The organism is Thermogutta sp. (assembly GCF_014359955.1).
In the GTDB taxonomy this organism is placed as follows: Bacteria; Planctomycetota; Planctomycetia; order Pirellulales; family Thermoguttaceae; genus Thermogutta.
On the sequence record NZ_JACIYL010000407.1, the window covers coordinates 1 to 3,967 of the forward strand.

2 protein-coding genes and 1 pseudogene are annotated in these 3,967 nt (G+C 56.7%); all 3 read left to right on the plus strand.

From position 1 onward, the window contains the following. Positions 1-1,486: hypothetical protein (locus tag H5U08_RS12155; RefSeq protein WP_297033378.1), on the plus strand; the 1,486-nt coding region annotated here is incomplete at its 5' end. Between the two features lie 268 nt (positions 1,487-1,754). Next, positions 1,755-2,912: a DNA topoisomerase IV subunit A gene (locus tag H5U08_RS12160; RefSeq protein ID WP_297033381.1), complete on the plus strand. Its 1,158-nt coding sequence runs from the start codon at positions 1,755-1,757 to the stop codon at positions 2,910-2,912. A 284-nt stretch (positions 2,913-3,196) separates the two neighbouring features. Beyond that, positions 3,197-3,967 (plus strand): annotated as a pseudogene (locus tag H5U08_RS12165) (hypothetical protein); the annotation flags it as partial.

Consider the following 3,967-nt stretch of genomic DNA (forward strand, 5'->3'; position numbering starts at 1 on the left):
CCGGATCGACGTTGTGACCCGTCAAATGTGCACGGGATGGCATCCTGGGGAATCGCACGGGTTGGACAAACTGATTTTCGCTCTCCACGGTCCTGTCCAGGAAGGTCCCGACTGGCCCAATAAGGGCTTCGACTTTCGACCGGTCATGGCTCGAATTGAACAAACACTCAAGAATGGCTGTCCGGATACGGACTTCCTCCCGGCCATGGCCAACGGTCCGGAAGCGGCCGCGAAGATCGTCGAGGAAGACAAGGCGAATCCGCCCGACGGTTACATTGTTTACCAGATGAATTGCTGGAACCGTGTTGTACAGACGATTGCCGACACGGGCAAGCCGGTGCTCTATGTTGACTTCCAGTTCGGAGGGAGCGGCGGTTTCCTCGTGTACACGGCGAGTTTCCTTCGCCAGAACAAGCCGAATGTGGCGTTCGTGGCGTCATCCAACATGGACGACCACGTGGCGGCTGCTCGGTGTTTCCGAATTGTAAAAAACGGTGGTTCGACAGCCGATTTTGTCGCCGCGGTGACCAAGATCCGGCGCGAGAGAACTCCGGCCCGTGGCGATCTGACATCTCTGCCGGATTCCGTGAACCCACTTTCACCGGAGGACACGCTCAAGGTCGTCAAAGAAGCCAAAATTCTCGCCGTGGGGGGTGGTTGGCCGGGGATCTCCGACGCCATTCAAAAAGAGCTGGGTGTGCCCGTCATTCCGGTGCCTTTTGAGGAGCTGAACAAAGCCTGGGAAACCGCAGACAAAGACGAGGCCCGGGAGATCGCCGATCGATGGCAAAAGACAGCCGCCCTGATCGAAGGTGTTTCTCGCGAAACCCTGGAACAGTCCGCGGCCATGTATCTGGCGGAAAAGGCCCTTTTGCAGGCTCACGGTGCCAACGCAATCACGATCAATTGCCTGGGCGGCTTTTATGGCGGCCATATCCACGCCTATCCCTGTTTGGGATATCACGAGCTTAACAACAGCGGTTTGATCGGTGCCTGCGAGTGCGACCTGCGATCGACGATCACGATGGTGGTCATGACCGCCATGACGCAGGGACGACCAGGCTTCATCTCCGATCCCGTGATCGACACGGCCAAGCGACAGATAATCTACGCCCATTGCGTTGCCTCCAATAAGGTGTTCGGCCCTAACGGCCCGGCCAATCCGTTCCAGATCCTCACCCACTCCGAGGATCGTCAGGGAGCTTCCGTGCGATCGCTCATGCCCGAAGGTTACATGACAACCACCGTCGAACTGGCACCGGAGCGCAAGCAAATCCTCTTCCATCAGGCCAAGAGCGTTGGAAATTCCCTCGATGACCGCGCCTGCCGCACAAAATTGTGCGGCGAACCCGTGGGCGACATCGAGAAATTGTTCACCCAGTGGGACGCCTGGGGCTGGCACCGTGTGACGGTGTACGGGGACCTCAAAGAGGCGGTCTTCGCGCTGGCGGACAAGCTCGGCTGGTCGGTCATCGAAGAAGCCTGATCGGCCCTGGGCATCGACACCTGAATTTGAACGCCGTTGCGCCGCTGTTTGTGGGCCGGTGGTGAACGTCTGCGCTGTACCCGGTCAAATGGCAGGGCGCTCGTTTTTGAGGGACACGATATTTTTGTTCACCGATCCCAAGCCGGAAAGGGTGGCGGAAAGTCGGCCTTTTCCGGTTCTTTTTTCGCACGTACATTAAAAGAATCAACGGACCGTGAAAACAGAAAATCCGTGTGACGCAACCTCAATGACATAAACGGTGAGTCCCATGGCGAAAAAGAGAAGAAAGGCCAATCAGGAAGAACAAACTACCGCAACGGCGGTGGCCCTGGACGAACGGGATCAGCGGACTCTGGAACGGATCCAGTCCCTCGCGGATCACGTCATTCAGGCCGCGAAAGCCCGCAAAGACCCCTATATCGACATCCCCGCGCGGACACTCTCGAACGTCTATTTCAACAAGAAGAAGCGCTTCATCGAGATGGGCAAGGCCAAGAACCGTCGTCATCTTTTCAACCTTGCCCAGGCCAAGAGTTACATGCAGACAATGCTCGTGGCCAGCGGCTGCAAGCGCCTGATCGAGCAGGGAAAGACGACCAGCATCCGTGGATTGTTTTACCTTCTCAAGCACACCATCGAGGGGACCAAGGAGGAAACATTCGCCACACAGGAAGAATGCGACCCAATTATTGAAGACGTCGAAGTCACCCTGAACGCCCTTCGGGAAGAATTGCACGTGTATGCCACGAACCGGGGGGCCATGGTGGGAGAAATCACCATTGTGGACAGCGGAGACGAAATCGACTGTACCCGCATGGGTTCGGGCGGGTATGCGATTCCGTCGATTGTGGAACCCAATGTCATTCAGTTCGTCAAATGCAACGCGAAATTTGTCCTCCACGTTGAAAAAGACACCGTTTGGCGGCGCTTCAACGAGGACAAGTTCTGGAAAAAACACAAATGCATTCTCACACACGGTATGGGACAACCGCCCCGTGGTGTTCGGCGGTTGCTGCACCGGCTCCACTATGAGCTGGGGCTGCCGGTCTACTGCCTTTTGGATAACGACCCCTGGGGGTATTACATTTACAGCGTGATCAAGCAGGGGTCGATCAATCTGGCCTACGAGTCTCAGCGCATGGCCATTCCAGAAGCACGGTTCCTTGGGCTGCGATCTTTTGACTTCGAGCGCTGCGGCCTTTCAGAGTCTGTCACGATCGCCCTCACCGAAGCGGACCGCAAACGAGCCAAGCAAATCATGGAATATCCCTGGTTCAAGCATAAGAAGGCCTGGCAGGACGAGATCAAGAAACTTCTCGACAACGGCTTCAAGCTCGAGGTGGAAGCCCTCATTTCCAAGGACATCAGCTACGTCACCGAGGTCTATGCCCCACAACGATTGCGAGACGGCGACTGGCTGGATTGACCTGACCGCCATTTCGACGCAACCCGTGAGTACTTCCCCCACCCGGTGTCGGCATTGCCGGCCAAGTATACCGCAGTATTTTATCCTGCATGTCTTCCAGAAAGCCGTCCGCCACCCGTACTCCCAACGACGATGATCCGTTGGCAATCTCCTCAAGTCACGTGCGGATGAGCGGCCCTGTATTTGTGGGGCAGTCAACCTGGCGCGACTGATTTGTGTATATTGGAGGTATTCTGTCCTTCCAAACAGGTGATTGTGACCTTTCGCCGTGTGGCAGGAGAATCATGCCGAATATCGAACAAACCATCATCCTTCTGCCGTGCTACAGCCTCGAAGATTTTCAGGTCAGCAGAAATGACGACGAGTCCGAGGAGATTCTCGCAGGATGGTGTGGCCTCTTCCATCCGGTTCTGCTGCACCGAACGCAGATGCTCCCGCGCTGGGAGCGGGCCTATGACCCACCACTCGCGCCGGATCAGGCCCTGATCATCATCCCCGAATGTTCCGAAAAGAATCTCCCCAGCACCTGGTTGGCAGACCTGCCCGCCGACCAGGTTATTGTCATCCGGCGGTTCAAGAACCTGCCTGGTCTCTGGCAAGCGATTGAACAAGCGGTATCGGGACTTCTCGAGGGAATTTCGAAAGATGTTGTGGACGACTTCGTCGCCCTGGGTTTCGCCTACCTTCAAGTGGAGCTCATGACGCGCCAGCTCCGCTACATGAGTAATCTGGATGAAATCCGCTTTCGCGAGAGTGTTCTCAAAGCGGCAGCGGCTGCCGTGATGGGCAAGGCAGACGAAGCCCGCGAACAGCTTCAGCGAGGATTCGATCTGCTCACCGAATCCCGTGAGTACTTTTATCCGGTCCAGGCTTATCTCGTCGATCTCACACTGACGGCGGAAACAACGCTGGGCGTCGGGCTGCGACGGGAACTGGAAAGCTTTCACCAGGTCAATCTCCTCACAACCGGCCATCTGCTGAGATGCATGGCCGAGCGCGAGCCAGAGTCCCTGACGCTGCTCAAGTCCGTCCTTGCTGAGGGACACGTCGTCACG